This window comes from Sphingopyxis sp. (genome assembly GCF_034380315.1).
In the GTDB taxonomy this organism is placed as follows: Bacteria; Pseudomonadota; Alphaproteobacteria; order Sphingomonadales; family Sphingomonadaceae; genus Sphingopyxis.
In genome coordinates, this window is record NZ_JAXMPB010000005.1 from 336,176 (window position 1) to 352,139 (window position 15,964).

Annotated in this window: 11 protein-coding genes and 4 pseudogenes; 9 read left to right on the top strand and 6 right to left on the bottom strand. The window is 62.5% G+C overall.

Annotated elements, in window-relative coordinates:
* Window positions 1-107 precede the first annotated feature (107 nt).
* Window positions 108-473, bottom strand: coding sequence for a hypothetical protein (locus U0S50_RS11940; RefSeq protein ID WP_322308987.1), 366 nt, complete (start codon window positions 471-473; stop codon window positions 108-110).
* 263 nt (window positions 474-736) lie between these two features.
* On the opposite strand from U0S50_RS11940, the gene U0S50_RS11945 reads away from it, so the two are divergent.
* A complete protein-coding gene (locus U0S50_RS11945; RefSeq protein ID WP_158682330.1) occupies window positions 737-1,132 on the top strand; it encodes a hypothetical protein in 396 nt (131 codons plus the stop codon).
* 32 nt (window positions 1,133-1,164) lie between these two features.
* Here the strand turns inward: U0S50_RS11945 and U0S50_RS11950 are convergent, their stop codons facing one another.
* From U0S50_RS11950 to U0S50_RS11965, 4 genes and pseudogenes are all read right to left on the bottom strand, one after another.
* Window positions 1,165-2,214, bottom strand: coding sequence for a response regulator (locus U0S50_RS11950; RefSeq protein ID WP_322308988.1), 1,050 nt, complete (start codon window positions 2,212-2,214; stop codon window positions 1,165-1,167).
* Between the two features lie 15 nt (window positions 2,215-2,229).
* Window positions 2,230-4,011 (bottom strand): sensor histidine kinase, encoded by a 1,782-nt coding sequence (locus U0S50_RS11955; RefSeq protein ID WP_104960046.1) that lies wholly within the window; start codon window positions 4,009-4,011, stop codon window positions 2,230-2,232.
* A complete protein-coding gene (locus tag U0S50_RS11960) occupies window positions 4,008-4,472 on the bottom strand; it encodes a molybdopterin-dependent oxidoreductase (RefSeq protein ID WP_104960408.1) in 465 nt (154 codons plus the stop codon). The genes U0S50_RS11955 and U0S50_RS11960 overlap by 4 nt, the downstream gene beginning before the upstream one ends.
* Before the next feature lie 430 nt (window positions 4,473-4,902).
* Window positions 4,903-5,241, bottom strand: a pseudogene (locus U0S50_RS11965) (integrase core domain-containing protein); the annotation flags it as partial.
* A gap of 153 nt (window positions 5,242-5,394) precedes the next feature.
* Between U0S50_RS11965 and U0S50_RS11970 the strand changes: the two are divergent.
* Window positions 5,395-6,691: pseudogene (locus tag U0S50_RS11970) on the top strand (IS110 family transposase).
* Window positions 6,692-6,900: 209 nt separating this feature from the next.
* Here U0S50_RS11970 and U0S50_RS11975 read toward each other — a convergent pair.
* Window positions 6,901-7,733, bottom strand: a pseudogene (locus U0S50_RS11975) (IS3 family transposase); the annotation flags it as partial.
* Between the two features lie 64 nt (window positions 7,734-7,797).
* Between U0S50_RS11975 and U0S50_RS11980 the strand changes: the two are divergent.
* The 7 genes and pseudogenes from U0S50_RS11980 to U0S50_RS12010 all read left to right on the top strand — a co-directional run.
* Window positions 7,798-8,148: pseudogene (locus U0S50_RS11980) on the top strand (transposase); the annotation flags it as partial.
* 449 nt (window positions 8,149-8,597) lie between these two features.
* Window positions 8,598-9,680, top strand: coding sequence for a helix-turn-helix transcriptional regulator (locus tag U0S50_RS11985; RefSeq protein WP_067111971.1), 1,083 nt, complete (start codon window positions 8,598-8,600; stop codon window positions 9,678-9,680).
* Between the two features lie 385 nt (window positions 9,681-10,065).
* Entirely contained in the window at window positions 10,066-11,100 is a 1,035-nt protein-coding gene (locus U0S50_RS11990; protein WP_067111974.1) for a tetratricopeptide repeat protein, read from the top strand.
* Window positions 11,101-11,119: 19 nt separating this feature from the next.
* Window positions 11,120-12,325: a hypothetical protein gene (locus U0S50_RS11995; protein WP_067111977.1), complete on the top strand. Its 1,206-nt coding sequence runs from the start codon at window positions 11,120-11,122 to the stop codon at window positions 12,323-12,325.
* A 22-nt stretch (window positions 12,326-12,347) separates the two neighbouring features.
* Window positions 12,348-13,280, top strand: coding sequence for a tetratricopeptide repeat protein (locus tag U0S50_RS12000; protein ID WP_067111980.1), 933 nt, complete (start codon window positions 12,348-12,350; stop codon window positions 13,278-13,280).
* Window positions 13,281-13,282: 2 nt separating this feature from the next.
* Entirely contained in the window at window positions 13,283-14,659 is a 1,377-nt protein-coding gene (locus U0S50_RS12005; protein WP_067111983.1) for a tetratricopeptide repeat protein, read from the top strand.
* A 57-nt stretch (window positions 14,660-14,716) separates the two neighbouring features.
* The gene (locus U0S50_RS12010) at window positions 14,717-15,814 is read left to right on the top strand and encodes a hypothetical protein (RefSeq protein WP_067111986.1); all 1,098 of its coding nucleotides are present in this window, start codon (window positions 14,717-14,719) and stop codon (window positions 15,812-15,814) included.
* Window positions 15,815-15,964: the final 150 nt, after the last annotated feature.

Here is a 15,964-nt window from a genome sequence, read left to right on the forward strand (position 1 = left end):
CCGACATGCCGCTGCGCCATGCTGCCTGCTTACCTGCTTCACAAACTTCCCCATATCTTCACGTCCCATGATGCAATCGTGCCAAAGGCTGGTGCGCCTGTCGGTTTTCAGTCGGGCCTGTTGCCGCGCGGCGGCCCGTCATACATGTCGCCCGGCAGGGCAGAGGGGTTCGCGGGGCGCGGCTCGTACATGTCGCCCGGCAGCGTTCGCCCGCCCTGCCGAATGCGCGGGTCATCCAGCCGGGGGACAGGCATTTCCGCCTGTTCGCCGGCTGGCGGCCTGTCGGACGATGGTTGCCCCCGCGTCGTTCTGGTGCGCGACGTTCTGCCGGTCGCCGCAGGGGCGGGGTCCTTCGTTGAAGTCGCGGACCGGTCCGCACGGGCGGGATCGGCGGTCCGCTGCGCCAAGGCGGCACCCGGCGCCGCCAGGGCAAGGACCGAAAGGCCAATGACGGCAAGTTTCAGACTGGTCATGCGATCGTCCCCCAAGACACGCCTGCTGACAGGCATTGGTCCAAACAGCGATACATCGCGCCGGACTGGCGCGCCCCGTTCGTTTGAAGGGGATGGACAATTTCTGCCCCTCAAAGGTCAGCGTCATATTGAAACGCCAGCCGTCCCGCATCAGGGAAACAGGCGGGGACTCGCCCTTTCGCATCGCCATACACATGGGATTAAGATGTCCGGACTAAGAGTAGAAAGCAGATCACGGAAAAATCTTGATGAGGGAGGCTCTCTTGGCAAATATCCTTTACCCACGCCTCGGCCTTTCGGTGCGGCCACTTGTGGCTATCGCATCTTTACTGGCATTTTCAGCCAGCAGTCCGGCCACGGCCCATCAGGGCGAACCCGAAAATGCAGCCGCCAATGCCAGTGCGACAAGGCAGGCGCACGACAGCGACGCCGATGGCGACGGTCACGCATCGCGGGCGAAATTCAAGGGGGGCAAGGCGCTCGCCGATACGGTCAAGCATCATAGAGACCAGCCTGCAAGTCCCGAACAGCCCGGTGGCAGCGGGGCAGCAAGCCCGCAAACGAGCCGCACTGTGGAGCGCGAACCAGCCCGTAGGGCAGGCGATCCGATCCCCGGCATCGACATTACCGTATCGCAATCGCCCGACACCGCAGAGTAGACCGCAAGCGCAGGGAGACGTGAACAGACGGTTTACAGAATACTCGCCGGTGACGTCAGCAACAGGGCAACCAGCTGCGCCTGCCGGTTGACGCCCGTTTTCTGAAAAATGTTGCGCATATGAAAGGCAACGGTCGTCTGGGCGATATCCAGCGAAGCGGCAATATCGACCGGGCGCTGCCCCCGCGCCAGTTCCACGGCGATGAGGCTTTCCGTCGCCGTAAAGCCGAACATTTCGGACAATATGCCCGTCGCCAACATGGCCGATTTGTTCGCCTTGGCGATGAACAGGGCCAGTTGCAGCCCCTCCTCTCCATCGCTTCCCAGACGGCACCCGACCATCCTGAAGTCCTCATCGCCTGTGTGGCAATGCATTGTGAAGGTGGAGACATTGTCCTCATCACCTTGTTGAAGCAAGGCATCCACCCATGCCGCGAACCCGTGTTTCGCAGACACCGTTCCCGCACAATTGGAAAGAGCGGAAGAAAGTTCGATGCAACTGTCTTTCATCTCACGTGCAGCGCGATTGAGGAAAACCGGCACCGCATGGGGGTCTATCAGCACGATCGCTGTCGAGATCAGGTCGAGCACAGCTCCGAACCCTGATGAAGGAGAGATATCAGTCCCTGAGAGCACGGCAAGCTGCCGCTCCACCCTGTCGCCCGCCGGCATCGGGTGTGCCTTCATCCGCCGTATCTGGCGCAGGCGGGCCTGAACCGTGGCCAGCAGAAGGTCGAAATCGATGGGCTTGGTCAGATAATCGTCGGCGCCGCGCAATTTGCCTTTCACCACGTCACGACGATCTGCCAGCGCGGACATGAACAGGAACGGGATTCCCGCATAATCGTCCGGCCTTTCCTGCGTCGCGCGCAGAAGATCGTAACCGTCCATGTCGGGCATGCAGATATCGCACAGGATAAGGTCGGGCCGCACCGCCTCCAACTGGGTCAGCGCATCCCTGCCATCTGCCGCCTCGATAACGCGATAGCCGGCTTCGACCAGTTCCTCGGCAATATCTCGTCTCAGCGTATCTTCATCCTCGACACACAAGATAAGCGGGTGGGTAGTGGCAAGCTCGTTCATCGCAATACCGGGCCTTTACAGGCCGGCCGGGCAGGCTGCTTCCGCCAGCGGCAGGACAAGCGTGAACGCGATCCGGCTATCGGGTAAAATCTCGAAAGAAAGCTTGCCATACTGCAATTGCGCAAGGCTGTGCGCCATATACAAGCCAATTCCCACGCCTTTCTTATCACTGGCATTCTTCCCCCGGAAAAAGCGTTCAAAAAGATGTTCCCGATCATCGGGATCGATATGCCCCTCGTTGATGATCCGGCAACCGGCGTAGCCATCAACCGACACCATCTCCACATCGACAGCCGTTCCTGGAGGGGCATATTTTGCTGCGTTCGACAGCAGGTTCACGACGATGTGTTCGGTATATACCGGATCGCAAAGGACAAGGCTTGGGCCACCACTCACATAGCGAACTGTCCGGTCAGGCATTTCGTTCGCCTGCCGATCGACCACGTCCGCAATCAGCCTGTCGAGATCCCAGGCCACGCTGTTCTGCTCAATCTGTCCGGCCTCAAGCCGGGCGATATCGAGCGTGCTGTCGACAAGCTGCACAAGGTTGCGGATCGCCGACCGCGCCTGTCCACCCCGTTCCAGCACTTCGTCCGGCTCAAGACGGTTCGACCGCCTCATCAGCCGCTGCAAAGAGGAATCCACAATCGCAAGCGGAGTGCGGAACTGGTGCGAGATCATCGCCGCGAAATTGCGATAGATCGCGGTAGCGGAACGTTCCCGTTCAAGCGCAGCGTGCAGTTCCTTCGTCCTGAGCGCAACCTGTTCTTCCAGATAGTCGCGCCGCTCGCTCAGATCGCGCCTAGCATAATACTGTTCCGTAACGTCCGAAAAGAACATGATCGCCCCGATAACTCCGGTCCCATCCCGCAGAGGAAAACAGCGGAGTTCGAGATAGATCGCGCTGACATCGGCCTTACGGGAAAATGGCAGATCTCTCAACACTACTGAATGGCCATCCAGCGCCCGGTTGATAACGGATTCGACCCTTTCCTCGCTGAAAATCCCGGATATAGCGGTCAGGCGGCGATGCAATGTTTTCTCTGCGGTGATGGCAAACAGTGTCGCTGCCGCGTCGTTCAGAAGCGTTGAGCGCCGCTCTCGGTCCACGGCGATGATTGCCTCTCCGCTCGATGTTACGAGCAACTGCGACAATGCCTTTTCGCTTTCCAGCAGCTGCGCCCTCGACCGGGCAGATCGTGTGGCCCTAACCAGATAAAACGTCATGCCCGCGCCGGTCAGCGCGATCACGATCAGCGACAGGATGATGTGCGAAACTTCCTGCCGCGAATTGTCCAGCTTGCTTCCAAGGCTATCCCACTCGGCGGTCATGGCCTTGTTCGCGGCACGCGCTAGATCTGCGTCATAGGGCGACAGGATCGCATGAAGCCGGGACAGCGAAGTTTCATCGCCAGTTTCAAGCTCCGACACGATCTGCCGTAGCTCTGCCTGTTGCGCCTCTATTGTATCCAATGCATCGGCAAATCCCATTTCGACCATCTGCCGCCGTTGCGGTCCATGGTTGAGAATATTGTGATGACTGAGGAAATTGTTGAGGCGGCGTTCTACCTCAACAGGCGTGTCCATGCCCCTGACATGTGTTGAGGCTGCTGTCTGCAATTTCAGGCTGGCAACCTGCGATCGCGCGATGACCCACAGCATGTTCTGCGTCGCCTCGATCCGCATGTCTTCTTCGGTCGCCGAGAGGCGCACGAGCGAAAAAGCGATCAGGACGGCAAATATCCCGATCGTAACCGACGGGAGCACTATACCGAGTGCGCCCTTGCGGATGATCATTGGACTTCCAGAGCATTCAATTGCCAGACCCACCGGTAGTCGTAACGAATATCCTGCAACTCCGGATGGGCATCTCGCGGGTAGACGATCCAGAGAGGCCCCTTGTCCTGGAGGGACAGCGGCTCTCCATCCATGCTGTGCGCGACAATGACATCGAAGCGTTCAATGTCTGACATGGGGATGTCGACGACATAGTCGTTCAGGGCACTTGCGCGGACGATCGTGCCCGTGGCGCCCAGCCCGGACAGGAAGTCACGCAGCAGGAAGCCTTCGAAATCGCTGCTTCCGTCCGTAACCGAAGTGCCTGTGGAAAGACTGACGGTCGACAGCCCGCGCAGCATGGCCATGTCAAACTGCGCGCCATTCTCGCCGTTGCGAACGGCGATGGCACCGGAAACCTCCAGGACAATATCCCCCGCCGGTTGGGAAAGATCGAACAGCTCCGTATTCCCCTCGCTCACGGGGTCACATGCCGTCACCGTGCCGCCCGTAAGCACCAGGATTACAAGTAATAATACCCTATACATGCAGACTGATCACTCCATGGTTGAGCTTGCCTAGATTTGCCTGCCACGCCTGCTCCGCCAATGATCCTACCAGACCATACATCCTGTTGTAAGCGGAGGCGTGACCCCACCTTGCGGGAGTGACGCGCAGCGCCGAGTGTCCGCGCCCTGATCGTGGGGTAGGAAGCTGGTGCTATGATGAGGATCAGCGTGCAATAGGCACCCCCTTCGTGGGGTGATCGGCGTGCAAAAAGGGCTCTGACTCACTTTTGGTGCAGGCGGGATGATAATGGCGAGATTTTCCGCAGGAGGATATCGTCATGGGAGACAGCGCGCTTCGCGATGCCATCGTGACCGGCCCCCACCGAGTGGTCCGATCGGATTGTTAGTGCATTGACGCCTCCATCGCCAGTGTTGGCCGTAGGTGGAGCGAAGCGGAACCGGAGGGCGACACTGGCGATGGAACAGCCTCTGGCGCCGGTGGTCGATATCCCAGCGAGCTGTGCGGCCGGACGGTGTTGTAATGACGCCTCCACGCCTCGATCAGGATACGAGCCTCGGCGAGCGAGTAGAAGATTTCGCCGTTGAGCAGTTCATCGCGCAGCGACCCGTTGAAGCTTTCGCAATAGCCATTCTCCCATGGCGATCCGGGCGTGATGTAGAGCGTCTTCACGCCGATCTGGGCGAGCCATTGCTGCACCGCCGTCGCGATAAACTCCGGACCATAGCACATTGGGAAGCAGCCTTTCGAAGGGCCGCGATGCCTTGATGGAGACAAGGGCGCGTAGCGCCCGCCGGCTTCATCAAGGCAGTCATGACCTGCCAGCAGGTCTCTAAAGAGAAGTTGTCGACACAACCCTTTGGAGGCTGACCGATCATGACCAAGTTTCATTCTACTCCACCCGACGCCGTGCTGGTAGCCATCGATATGTCGAAGCACCGCCAGGAAGTTCTGCTTGAACGACCGGAAGGCGGTCGTCGGCGCCGCATGACGGTGATGGCGACAAAGGCCGATTATGATCGGCTGGCCGACGATCTGACCGCGATCGGCAGGCCCGTGATTGTCGGATTCGAGGCAACCGGTAATTATCACCGCACGCTGGCGCATCGATTGCTGTCCGCGGGATTCGAGCTACGCTTGATTTCATCGGTCGCCTTGGCCCGGACGCGCGAAGCGCTGCACAATGGCTGGGACAAGAATGATTCCAAGGACGCGCAGGTGATCCTGCACATGCTGAAGATCGGCGCGACCCAACGCTATGTCGATCCGCTGGCGGCAGGGATCAACGATCTGCAGGAGATGTCGAAGACGCATGAAGCCATATCGAAGGCCAAGACCCAGACCTGGCATCGGATCCTCACGCATTATCTGCCACTGTATTTTCCGGAGATCGAGCGTTTCGCCGGCAACAGCCGGTCCGACTGGTTCCTGGCGTTGATCGAACGCTTCCCGACGCCGGGCAGCATCACCTCGATCGGACGCGAGGCGTTCACCGAACAGGCCTGGCCGCTGATCGGTCGCAAGGTCTCCAAGGCCCGGGTGGTCAACGATATTTACGAGACCGCCTGTGCATCGATCGCGCTGCCGATCGACGAAGATTCCACGGCGGTCGCCATGTTCCGCATGGTCATCGCCCAGGCACGCACCCTGATTCAGCAGCGTAACGAGATCGAGCGGATCGCCCATGACGCGCTGGCGACGAACAGCGATTATCAGCTCCTGCGCATGATCCCCGGTATCGGTCCGATCAACGCCCTGACGATCCTGGCCGAGGCCGGCGATCTGCGCCGGTTCAGCCACCATCGCCAGTTCCTCAAGTTCTGCGGCCTCGACCTCGCTACCTACCAGTCAGGGATATTTCGGGGGCGGACGAAGCTATCAAAGTACGGCAATGCCCGGCTGCGACGCACCTTCTGGATGGCAACGCAGGTCGCGATCCGACAACCCAACAACAGCTTCCGTGACAAGCTCTCCCGCTATGTCGATGGCCATGCCGACGACCCCGATCGCCGCCGCAAGGCGATGACCGCTCTCACCGCCAAGATGGCGCGCGTCGTGCACGCCGTCATCAAGACGGGAACCGAGTACCGCCCGTTCGTCGAACGGGCGGACACCAGATGGAAGGACCCCTCTCTGCTGTGCCGTGAGGGCGCTACGGCGACCCTGTAGATAATGTTCGGGCCTTCCATCTGGCATGCGTATCTCATCTTAAGGACGGTGAGGACCACGATCCCGATGATCGATGGATCCTATGTTTGCTATGGCCGAGAGCGCCTTCCTTGACGATGGAAGCCATCTGGATCATAAAATCATCAGCGCCGATCACACTCGGCGCAACGAGATCTGCTGGCCTGTTCCCGCCGCTGCTTCCCAACATAGGACGTTGTCCGACCTGATATGCGCCGGCGGCCCACGCGTGACGAACAGCTCGGAGAGTGCCGCCAGCACGTCATCGCTCCTGAGCTTGCGCGCGACCGGCAGCGCCAGGCACTCCCGGCTCGCCTCGTCGATGATCGACAGGATCCGATATTTGCGACCATCGTGGGTCCGCCCTTCGACGAAGTCGTAGGACCAGACATGCCCGGGATATTCCGGCCGGAGCCGGATGCACGATCCGTCGTTCAGCCACAGCCGCCCGCGCTTCGGCTGCCTTTGCGGCACCTTGAGCCCCTCGCGCCGCCAGATGCGCTCGACCCGCTTGCGGTTCACATGCCACCCCGCATCGCGCAGCAACGCCGTCACCCGGCGATAGCCATAGCGACCATATTGCCGGGCCAGCGCGATGATATCCTCGGTGAGAGCGGCTTCGTCATCCGCCCCGCGAGGCGCCTTGCGCTGTGTCGATCGGTATTGCCCGAGCACGCGGCAGAGCCGCCGCTCGGACACCGGCATCATCCTTCTGATGTGGTCGATACAGCGCCTTCGGCGCGCGGGGCTCAGAAGTTTCCCCGGGCAGCTTCCTGCAGGATCAGCTTGTCCAGCGTCAGGTCGGATATCGCACGGCGAAGCCGCGCATTCTCTTTCTCCAGGTCCTTCATCCGGCGCGCCTGATCGGTCTTCAGGCCGCCGTATTCCTTGCGCCAACGATAGTAGGTCTGCTCGCTGATCGCGATCCGACGGCACGCCTCGGCGGTCGTGGCGCCCTGCGCCAGCACAACCTCCGCTTCACGCAGCTTGCCAATAATCTCTTCCGGGCGATGCTTCTTGCTCGGCATTCCGTATCTCCTTCGTCGTCCAAAATATCATCAATTTTGGACCACTCAGAAGGGGGCAGATCACTTCCGTTACAAGGATTATCGCAAGTCCGGTGCGGGACGGCAGCAGGTCATGACGCTCGCCGCCGACGAGTTCATCCGCCGCTTTCTCCTCCACGCCCTGCCGCGCGGGTTCCACCGCATCCGCCACTATGGCCTGCTCGCCAGCGCCAGGCGCAAGGATCATCTCGAACGCGCCCGCCGCCTCCTCGATGTCGCGCCTTCCCCGACCGAGGAACCGACCGACGAGCCCCAGCCCCAGCCAACCTGCCCGTGCTGCGGCGGCACGATGATCATCATCGAGGTCTTCGAGCGCCGATATCAGCCCCGCGCGCCGCCGCCCACACCGCTCCCATCCGGGAGACACGCACCGTGACCCGGCACGGCCCATCGCCTTCTTTATTCAGGGCACACCCGCGCCTGGAAGCAGACCCGCTCGCGCAGGTGCTGCCCATAAGCGGACATCGCACGCCCAAAATCCGCCCGTCCGCTTTTCAGCGTCCGCTTTCGCGGCCCATATCCAGACGGTCCCTTCTCAGATGCGCCTGCTTTTCGGCAACCGTCAGCCGCACCGGGCCGCGCGCAAAACCGCTTTCCCCATAGCTCAGCCCAGGAACCCCGCGGTTCGGGCATCGAAGACTTTCTGACGCCTCGCGGCGTCTGAAACTCTCAACGGTAGCGGATCGTCCGCTTGTCGCACAATGCTCCAGAAAAAGGCCGTTCGCGCTGCTTTCGCCGGGCGATCAATCAAGGTCCGTAAACGATCCGTAGTCTTGCCATTTGGTCGAAGGTAGCGAAAATGAATCGTTAGCGTGAGGGGGATCAATGCAGGACGGACTCGTCGATCGGATTTACGAATGCTCGGTGGTGCCCGAGGCTTGGCCAGGGGTTCTCGACGAGGTGGCGGCGCTCGCGGGATCGGCAGGTGGCCTTCTCTTTTCGGCGCGCAAGGCGCTGAATTGGACCGCCTCCGACCGTGTTGCCGACATCTTTGCCGCTTATGTCGAGGAAGGATGGTTCGGTAAATGCAGCCGGCGCGTCTGCCTGATGGGCCGCGAGGAGCCGTCCTTTTTCGTCGAGCATGATTTCTGGAGCGACGAGGAAATCGATGCAGATCCGGTCTATCGCGATTTCTTTCGACCGCGCGGGCTGGGATGGTCGGCGGGGACCGGGGTTCAGGTGTCGACCGGCGACAATATCGTTTTCAGCGTCGAGCGCGCCTTTTCGGACGGCCCGGTGGCGGCGGACAGCGTGGCACGACTCAACATGCTGCGCCCGCATCTGGCGCGCAGCGCGCTCGTCAGCGCGCGGATGCAGCACAAGCGCGCGCAGGGCGCCGCCGAGGCGCTGGCCGCGCTGCAACTGCCGGCCTTTCTGCTGCGCGCCGGGGGCGAAATGGTCGAGGTCAGCCCGCTCGGCACCGATGTGTCCTCGCTTGTCATTTGGGGCGCCCACGGCCGCCTGCGTTTGGCGGATCGGCAGGCCGATGCCCTGCTCGACGACGCGCTCGCATCCCTGACCGCGGCGCCCGAAGCCAGCGCACGCTCGTTTCCGGTGCGCGACGCGGCGGGAGACCCGCAACAGGTTGCGCATCTGATCCCGATCCGGCGCGGCGCACACGATGTTTTCGGCGATTCCTATGCCTTGCTGCTGCTGGTGCCGGTCGTGTCGGATCGTGTGCCGTCGGCAACGCTGATGAAATCGCTTTTCGACCTGACCCCTTCGGAAGCGCGCGTGGCCAGCGGCATCGCGCGCGGCGACACGCCCGAAGCAATCGCCGCGTCGGGCAGCGTCGCCATCAGTACAGTGCGCAGCCAGATCCGCAGCGTGCTCGAAAAGACGGGTGCATCGCGGCAATCCGACCTGGCCGGGCTGCTCGCCCGGATCGGCGCAACCACCCCGAACTGATCGAAAAATCGCTCCCTTTCCTCCATCTGGAGGATGAAGCGCACGCGGGTTTCGGCTCTAACGGCAATCGCTGACGGCGATCTGCGACCCACGGTCGTCAGCCGGCGGTGTTTCGGTCCCTTCGGGGCAGGGGCACCGCCGCCAGACATCAAGGCGATCGCCACCCAGCGGCTGCACTGTCGGGTTTCGCCAAGCGTTCGGAAGCCGAGCGCAGCTATCGATGGCTTTGAAACGGTGGGAAATTTCAGGGGGAAGCCCAATCATTTTTGATCGGCACAAGCGGACAGCCACGGGCGCGGGGTTTCATTGGCGGAAGGCATTATCGGATCGACGCGATATCAGCGTATGGCTGGTCGCGGCGGTTACGCTGCTCATATCAGGCGTCATGATGGCCCCGGCGGCAGCCGAAGAGGTGGCCGATCCGTTCGCGTTGCACCAATTCTCCTTGGCGGCGGAACGGCGGGGCGACATGACGCTGGCCATCGACGGTTTCGCGCGTGCTTGCGAAATGGGGCTGGCGCCGTCGTGCACCATGGCGGGGCTCGCCAAGCTGGACCGCGCGGAAGGTGCCGAGGCGCTGATGGACACGGCGCGCGATCTGGCGGCGGGGTGCCTCGCGGGAAGCGATTTTGCCTGCGCAAAAATGGGAGCGGCATTGGCGAAGACCTCCGCCCGCGCGACGGGCAAGGAAGGCTTTGTCGCGATCGCGCTGTCGCAGATGGGCGAAGATTGCCGCGCCGCGCCGGACCGTGGCGCGTGCCACGACGGTGCAGCCTTGTTGCGCGCCGAGGAGCGCGGTGGCGCGGACATGGACGCCGTCCATCGCTATGCTGCCAAGGTCTGCGCGCGTGAAGCCCGACCTGGCTGCCTGCCGACGACGGCGCCCACGGACGATGGTATCCAGCCCGCCGATCAAGCGTCCGCCCATTGCCGTTCCGCCCGCGCCGACGGCTGCGCCGCACTGCTCGACGTCCTGCTGAGCGGCGGCGACCCAAAGCAGGCGACCGGCGCGCTGGCAACGCTCGAACAGGCGTGCGCCGATCGCGTCGGCATCGCTTGCGCCAATTTGGGGCTGTTTTACTCGAACGGCCCGATTGCCGCGCGCGACGATAGCGCGGCGCGCCGCTTCCTGCGCGCGGGCTGCGACGGCGCGGTAGCGCAGGCCTGTTTCGCCTTCGCCGTGATGCACAAAAAAGGTGTCGGCGGCCCCGTCAATCAGAAGCGCGCGGTCGAACTGGTCGCTCATGCCTGTGATCTTGGCTGGGCCAAGGCTTGCGAAACGCTGGCGACCATCGTCGAAGGCGGCGAGGCGCCGATGCGCCCCGACCAAAGCCCCGGCGCGCTGCGCCAGCGTGCCTGCCGACTGGGCAGCGCCGGCGCCTGCAGCGCGGGCGCTTCTACCCCCACTTCACCGGTTTGAAAGGCGGACAGCCAGTTCCATGAAAATTCGCAAACTCCTGTCGCGCATTCCGGTCGTTCTCGCTGCTGCCGCCACGCTGGTGGCATCCACGGGCGCACAGGCGCAGAACAATGAGGAAAAACTGCGCTCGATGGCGCAATATTATGGCTTCGCCACCTATGCACTGGGAGCCAACGAACGCTGCGACCTGCTCGATGCCGGTGAGTATCGCGCCCTGATCGTGCTGCGCGACGCCTTGTCCGGCGACCTGTCGCGCGCAACCAAGAAAGAGGTGTTCACCTCGCTCAACCACGCACCGAAAGCAGAGAAGGAATGGGCAAAGGGATGCCTGTCGCAGCAGGCGCACGGCCAGCAATGGAACCTCATCAACACCGCCCGGTTGATCGTTCATGCCATAGAGGCGGCGCCGGCGGCAATGAGCGGCGATCCGGGCGAATGCCGTGTCGGGCTGGCCGATAAGCTTCCCCGCGCCGATTGGACCATCGTCGCCGAAATGGCGGCGCGCCATCACCTCGTCACGGACCGCGCGTCGTTCGAGTCGATGCAAAAGATGTTTGCGGGGCTCGTCGATGCGGATTGCGCGCGCGACGCAAAGGAATCGCGCTTCCTGCAGGCTGGCTTCGACTTTCTGTGGCATGTGGAGGATCATGCGCGGGTGACGGGCGGCAATGCCACGGTGAAAAGCCCCGGTTCGTCGCTCGCCGCCAAGTATCGGTCCATTGTCGTCGCGAAGGAAATGGGGCCGTGGCGTCTGCGGCGGGGCATCTTCACGGGGTCATTCGGGCGCGACGGGATCAACGTCTATCGGTTGGTCGAACGCGGCGATGCCGATACGGCCTTCATCAGCCTGACCAATCCGGGGCTGTTCCGCGATCCGCAGGGCGACCTTCGGTTCAGCCAGAAGGGGCGCTGGACCATCAAGCTGAAAGGCAATGCCCCTGCCGTCCAGTTGCGGCTGGACGATGGCGCCGTCATCCCCTTTTCGAAACTGGCGGGTGACGGGTCGCAAGGCATGGGTTCGTCGCGTTTCCAATTCGAAAAGACGTCGCTCGCCACGCTGAACGGCAAGCCGGATACGGCGGCTGTCCAGATTGCCTGGCAGAATGACGAAGGAAAATGGCTGCTTTTCCAAGGTGGCGGAGTGTCCCCAAAGGCAGTGAAGTTCACGCTGGGTCACCTCCGCGAGGCGATCGCCTGGGCCACGGTCCCGCGCCCGATCGATTGAAGATGACAAGGGACATCGAACGATGACGATCCGATCATGCATTTTGCTCGCGCTGGCCTGCGCGATGGCGCCCTTGCCCTTGCTTGCGGCAGACACACCCCCGCCCGCCGAGGTCGTTGATCTGGTTGAGGCCTGCGAGGTCGACCGTGATGCCGCGTCGTGCCTGAAGCAGGCGATCAGGCTGTATGAGGGCAAGAAACTGATCAAGGATGACCTGACCGCCCGCCGTTTCGCGGCCAAAGCCTGCGCGGAGCGAAGCGACGAAGGCTGCAACTTCCTGGCCGCGATGCTGGAAAAGGGCATCGGGGGACCGGCCGACAGGGAATCGGCGGTACGCAATTACCGGCGCGCCTGCGATGGCGGATATGCCAATGCCTGCTATAATCTGGGCCTGCTCTTCTATTACGAGGCGGCGGACATGGGGGAGGTCGCCGAAGCGCGCACCCTGTTCGCGAAGGGGTGCGACGGCAACATCGCCGTTTCCTGCAACAACCACGCGGTGATGCTGAAATTTGGCGAAGGCGGCCCCCGTGACCTGCCCTCGGCGCGCGGAATCTTTGACGCCGCCTGCACCGCCGGCAGCGTCGATGGCTGCACCAACTTTGGCTATATGCTGATGGTGGGCGAAGCGGGACCAAGCGACCTTCGGCGCGCGGCCACGCTGCTCGACGCCGCCTGCACCGTCGGCGCCGGAAATGCGTGCGACAATATGGGCGTCATGCTGATGAACGGCATGAACGGCCCGGCGGATTTCGCGCAAGCGGGGACATTGCTGCGCAAAGCCTGCGCGCTCGACAGCCACAGCGGCTGTTTCAATCTGGGCGAACTGCTGACCAAGGGGCCGGACCATATCCGCGATCCCGATGCGGCCGCGACCGCGCATCGCAAGGCTTGCCAGCTTGGCCACAAGCAAGCCTGTACCCTCACCAACACTCCAGCCCAATCCGGAGCATGAGCATGTCCTTTCCTTCCACCTCCCCGGCCCTCGGCCTGCTTCTGGCGCTGACGACGCTCGCTGGACCGGCCCATGCCCAAAGCGGCGGTCTCGACGATCTGGCGGGCGGCCTCGCCGCGGAATCCAAGGAAGCGCTCGCCGCATCCGAGGCGCGGGTGAAAGCCTGGTTCGCCAATCCCGAAGTCCAGGCACTCAAAGCGCGCGCCGACGGTGGCAGTGCCTCGGCGCAGGTTGCGTTCGGCGACAAGATGCGCGCCGATCTGCTCGGCGAATCCTGGTCGCGCGAAAAGATCCAGCAGCAGATGCTGAAATATTACTCGCTCGCGATGGAACAGAATGAAGGCCTCGCCTTCGCGCGCGTGGGGGAAATCGCGGAATCGCCCGATGACAGCTGGAAGATGTTCCGCGCGCGCGATCGCGGCGAGGCGCTATCCTATTATGAAAAGGGCGCCGCACTCCGCAATCGCGAAGCCGTGGTCGGCTATCTGCGGATCGCGCTCGACCCGAATTATTGCAGTTTCTGCGAGGACAAGGGCGAACTGAAATTTGATTTCCCGAAACTTAAGGCCGCCGGACTGTTCGACAAGGGTCCGGGCGAAGTTTCGATCGCCTATCGGACGGAAAAGACCGGAGTTTTGGCCAAGGCCATCGAATATGCCACACCCGTCCGGCTGCGACCGGGCGATGCCGCAGCCCATATGCTGGCCGCGAACTATCTGACCGGGGTGCAATATCCGTGGAAAGCCGGGATCGGCATAACCAAGGAACAAGAACCCCAGTGGCGATCGCTTGCGGGCGACTATCTGCTCCCCCGTAACACCGCAAAGGCGATCGCGATCTTGACCGAATTGTCGGGACGCGGCGACAATCTGGCCAGCCGCAAGCTCGCCTCGCTCTATTTCACCGGCAGGAATGACGGCGGCGGCGCAGTGCTACGCGATTATGACAAATATATCTTCTACATGGACCGCGCGGTGACCAACGGCAGCGTGCTCGCCGCCAACGATCTGGGCTTTGAACTGTTGTCCGGCCGCAAGCTCCCCGCCGATCACGCGCGCGGTTTCGAATATATCGCGAAGGCCGCGCTCAAGGGATACGGCCCCGCCGAACTGTCGGCGGGCTATGCGCTGCGCGACGGCCGCGGCGTGACGAAGAATGAGGCGCTGGCGCTGGAAATGTTCAAGCGCGCCGCCGACCATGGCGAACTCGACGGGGCGGTGCAGGCCGCGGCAATGTACCGCGCCGGCCGCGGGACCACGAACGGGCGTGTCGAAGTGCCCAGCGCCTATGCTTATGAAAAGAAAGCCGAGGCGATGCGAAAGCTAACGCCGGAAATGGCGGATCTGATCAAGCGCGGGCATCGCGACAAGTTCGAATGATCGACAAGGCCTGCAACGCTCAGGCTCACGACGGCCCCGGTAAAGATGGAGAACGAAATGCGATTGACCAGCCCATTTTCCTTTCTGGCTCTTCTGGCTTGCCTGCCCCAGCCGACCCAAGCTCAGGACATCGGCCAGGCGCAGACCCTTTTCGAGCGCAGCGATTATGTCGGATCGCTTCGGATCGCCGAGCCGTTGTGCCGCGGCGGCGACAAAGACAGTTGCATGCTGGTGACAAAGCTGTTGGTGGAGAAAGCCAAGCCGACGTTCAACTTGCCCCGATTTGTCGAAATTTCGACCGCAGCATGCCAAACGCCGACCGGAGCCCCCATGTGCGGCGATGTCGCGCTCGTCGCGAGCGGCCTGGCGGAAGGCTTGCCGCCTTATACCGATTGGGCAGCGGTGGCGATCCCCGGCAAACGCGGTTGCGCCTTGGGCGACGCGCGGTCGTGCCACGCGATGTCGCAACTGCTGACGCACAAGGCCTCGCCCGCGCGCAACCTCGTCGCGTCCATCCCGTTCGGCCACAAGGCGTGCGAGGGCGATATGCTGGCCGGATGCTTCAACCTGATGATCGCCGTGCAGGAACTGCCCGACCCGGCGCTCGGCCAATATGCCGACGACTATCTGCTTGCCTTCGACCGGGCCTGCCGGCTGGGGACGACCAAGGCGTGCAGTGAAGTCCCGCGCGCGCGGAAGATGAAGGAGCGGGCCGTGCGCTATGGCGCGGCGAGCGCCGTTCACATGCTCTATGTCGACAATGGCATCGACCAGGGGAATTGGGGCGGAGCGGTGATCCACGCACTCGAAGAATCGCGGGCGCCCGCCGTCATCGAATATGCGGTCGGCCGGGTCGCGGCGGCAGGCAAGATGACCTACGTGCGCCAACAGGATCTGCCGGCCATCGCGCGAATGCTCGGCAACAGTTCCGCGGCGCAGTCGGCGCGCAATGAAATGACGCGGCGGTCCGGGCTGGCGGCCACTCCTTCACCGGCGCGCCCGGCAGCCGATAATAGTAGTAGTTCCTATACCAATCCGGGAGCGACCGGCGCCCGTTCAGGCTACAGCCGCTGCACGGCGAGCAACGGCAAACAGGGCAAGCGATACTGGTATTATGGCTTCGACAACAAGGTGACCTATGGCGCCTGCATCTGAGAAGAGGTCAACGCAGCAATGAGGTACCCGTCCGGTGAGGGCCGTGTTGTAGGTTGAGGTTTCGCGCGCTCATAAGCGTGCTCGTGTGAGCGAGCTTAAGGACGGATATGAGCCAGGTAACGCTGTTTAGCGGGCCCGAGCGGCGTCGGC